Here is a 3,263-nt window from a genome sequence, read left to right as displayed (position 1 = left end):
GTCGCGGCGCTGGATAGCCATGCGATAACGGCACCCGCGAGAATGCCGAGACCAACGGAGATAAGAATGATGAGATAAAGCGGGTAATCAAACTGGAGCCCAAAAGGCCATATTTCCAAAGTGACATCCTGACGGTTGTTAACTGCCAAGAGAAGGATAGCCAGTGTTATAGGGGCTGTGAGTACCCAACTAAATCGTTTCACTTATTTCGAACCATGTTTGGGGTATTTGTTAGCTATCTACGCCATTGTTTAGGCGTTCGCGTAGCTGTTTACCCGTTTTGAAAAATGGAATGTGCTTGGAATCTACTTCGACGGATTCGCCTGTGCGTGGATTGCGGCCAACACGGGCATCGCGATGCTTGACGGAAAAAGCTCCGAAACCGCGAAGTTCGACCCGATTGCCGTCTGCGAGTGCGGTAGAGATTTCGTCAAAGATGGTTGTGACAATTCTTTCTACGTCCCGGTGATAGAGGTGTGGGTTTTGCTCTGCGATATGCTGAATGAGCTCTGACTTGGTCATGCCTTACGTCTCCCTGTAGCTGTTACCGAAGTAGATCGAATACCCGTCTCTTACACCTCGGATTATCCGGCGTCTAATTCTGACTCTAAGCTTTTATTGCCGTAATTTTAGTCCTGTTCTGGTAAAGGGTGCCAGAGCCTGAAAAATCCGTCAAGTCTAAGTCATTAAGAATAAAGCATTTCCCCTATATAAAAGTGATTTTAATGCAAAAAAGGCCCGGTGAATGAACACCGGGCCTTTTTTTGAACTGAAAATTTCAGCTTATTTTTTGTCTTCCGCAGCTTTGGAGAGAGCTTCACCGAGAATATCGCCGAGGCTAGCGCCAGAGTCTGTTGAACCGTAATCAGCCATTGCTTGTTTCTCTTCAGCAGCTTCGTGCTGTTTGATGGACAGAGCAATTTTGCGTGATTTGGAATCGATGTTTGTGATACGTGCGTCGATTTTTTCGCCAACTGCGAAACGATCTGTGCGCTGTTCACTACGCTCACGAGAAAGTTCAGTTTTGCGGATTGTGCCAGTAGCACCATCAGCGATTTGAACTTCAAGAGCACCATCTGTAACGGCTGTAATAGTACAGGTAACAACAACACCTTTTTTCAGACCTTCTACTGAACCTGCGAAAGGATCAGAGCTGAGCTGTTTGATGCCAAGGCTGATACGTTCTTTGTCAACGTCAACGTCGAGAACTTTAACCTTAACCATGTCACCTTTGTTGTATTCTTTTACAGCTTCGTCACCGGAAAGTTCCCAGTTCAGATCTGAAAGGTGAACCATGCCGTCGATTTCGCCTGGAAGACCAACAAACAGACCGAATTCGGTGATGTTTTTGATTTCGCCTTCAAGCTCGGATTCAGCAGGGTGGTTTGCCTGGAATGACTCCCATGGGTTGGAAGAACATTGTTTCAGGCCAAGGCTGATACGACGTTTTGATTCGTCAACATCAAGAACCATAACAGCAACTTCCTGGCTCGTAGAAACGATTTTGCCAGGGTGGATGTTTTTCTTGGTCCAAGACATTTCAGAAACGTGAACAAGACCTTCGATACCAGCTTCTAGTTCAACAAAGGCACCGTAGTCAGTGATGTTGGTCACGCGACCTTCAAGTTTCGCACCCATTGGGTATTTAGCAGCAACGCCATCCCAAGGATCTGTCTCAAGCTGTTTCATGCCAAGGCTGATACGCTGAGTTTCAGCGTTGAAACGGATAACCTGAACATCAACCTGTTGGCCGATAGTCAGTTTTTCACTTGGGTGGTTGATACGTTTCCATGAAATGTCAGTAACGTGCAACAGACCGTCAACGCCACCAAGATCAACGAAGGCACCGTAATCAGTGATGTTTTTAACAACACCCTGAAGAACCTGACCTTCATTAAGGTTCTGGATAAGCTCTGAACGTTGCTCAGCACGCGTTTCTTCCAGAACGGCACGACGGGAAACAACGATGTTACCGCGTGCGCGATCCATTTTCAGGATCTGGAATGGCTGTGCATTGCCCATCAATGGGGAAACGTCACGAACTGGGCGGATGTCAACCTGGCTGCCTGGCAAGAATGCCACGGCGCCGGAAAGGTCAACAGTGAAGCCACCTTTAACACGACCAAAGATAACGCCGTTAACGCGCTCATTGTCGCCAAAGGATTTTTCAAGCTGTGTCCAGGCTTCTTCACGCTTGGCTTTATCACGGGAGATCATAACGTCCCCGTTTTTGCTTTCCATGCGCTCGAGGTAAACTTCTACCTCATCCCCGACTTTAACTTCGGGAGCCTGACCAGCGTCAGCAAATTCTTTAAGTGCAACTCGGCCCTCAGATTTGAGGCCTACATCAACAAGGGCAACGTCGCCTTCGATGGCAACGATCATGCCTTTAAGTACATTACCTTCCAGACGATCGGATTGACCGAGGGATTCGTCTAGTAGGTCGGCAAAGCTTTCAACAGCTGCTTCAGCCATGGGTTAATATTCCTTTCAAAAGGTTCGCACTATACAGGCCGGCCGGTTTTTCCGGCGGTCTACCCAGGACCATCCCGGGCTAGTAAAATTATACTGAGAGAAACACGAGATACCTGATAAAGAAACCTTTGCTCTAAAGTGAAAGGCGCTCGTTAACGAGTGACTTTGCTGCTTCAAAAGCCTTATTGGCATCCATATCGCTGGTATCCAAAGTGACCGCATCTTCTGCTGCCCGTAAGGGAGCTGTGTCACGGTTACGATCCCGTTCATCACGTTCACGCAAATCTTCCAGTACGCGGGCGTATATAGACTCATCGCCGCGTTCAAGCAACTCTTTATGTCTTCGTTTGGCACGGACTTCCGGCGTTGCAGAGATAAAGAGTTTGATTTCTGCGTCCGGGCAAACGACAGTTCCGATATCTCGTCCGTCCAGAACAGCGCCTAAGTGATTGTTTGGCGGTGTTTTTGCAAAATTACGTTGAAACTCCAACAGAGATTTCCGTACTTCCTGATTGGCCGCAACGATTGAAGCTGCTTGGCCAACTTTTTCATCACGAAGATCATGTCGATTGATATCGCCCGCGGTAAAGCCATCCGCAACCTTTGCAGCAACGACGGAGTCGTTAGGGTCGCTTCCCCGTTCAAGAATGAGGGATGCAACCGCTCTGTAGAGAGAGCCAGTATCCAGATAAGCAAAATTCATTGCGGCGGCGAGACGACGCGCCAGTGTTCCCTTGCCAGATGCAACAGGACCATCAATAGCGATAACAGGCAAAGTCTTTTCCTTT

4 protein-coding genes are annotated in these 3,263 nt (G+C 48.1%); all 4 read right to left on the bottom strand.

The window, feature by feature from the left end:
• The coding region (locus Q0241_RS10260; protein WP_299377014.1) for a LapA family protein at nucleotides 1–203 on the bottom strand (203 nt) is incomplete at its 3' end.
• 28 nt (nucleotides 204–231) lie between these two features.
• Nucleotides 232–522 (bottom strand): integration host factor subunit beta, encoded by a 291-nt coding sequence (gene ihfB / locus Q0241_RS10255; protein WP_299377011.1) that lies wholly within the window; start codon nucleotides 520–522, stop codon nucleotides 232–234.
• Between the two features lie 261 nt (nucleotides 523–783).
• On the bottom strand, nucleotides 784–2,475 hold the full coding sequence (rpsA, locus tag Q0241_RS10250) for a 30S ribosomal protein S1 (RefSeq protein WP_299377008.1): 1,692 nt from the start codon (nucleotides 2,473–2,475) through the stop codon (nucleotides 784–786).
• A gap of 133 nt (nucleotides 2,476–2,608) precedes the next feature.
• Entirely contained in the window at nucleotides 2,609–3,250 is a 642-nt protein-coding gene (gene cmk, locus Q0241_RS10245) for a (d)CMP kinase (protein WP_299377016.1), read from the bottom strand.
• Nucleotides 3,251–3,263 lie beyond the last annotated feature (13 nt).

The sequence above is a fragment of the uncultured Kiloniella sp. genome, from assembly GCF_937128705.1.
GTDB lineage: Bacteria > Pseudomonadota > Alphaproteobacteria > Kiloniellales > Kiloniellaceae > Kiloniella.
The sequence above is the reverse complement of the archived record's forward strand: the minus strand, read 5'-3'. Positions and strand labels throughout refer to the sequence as shown.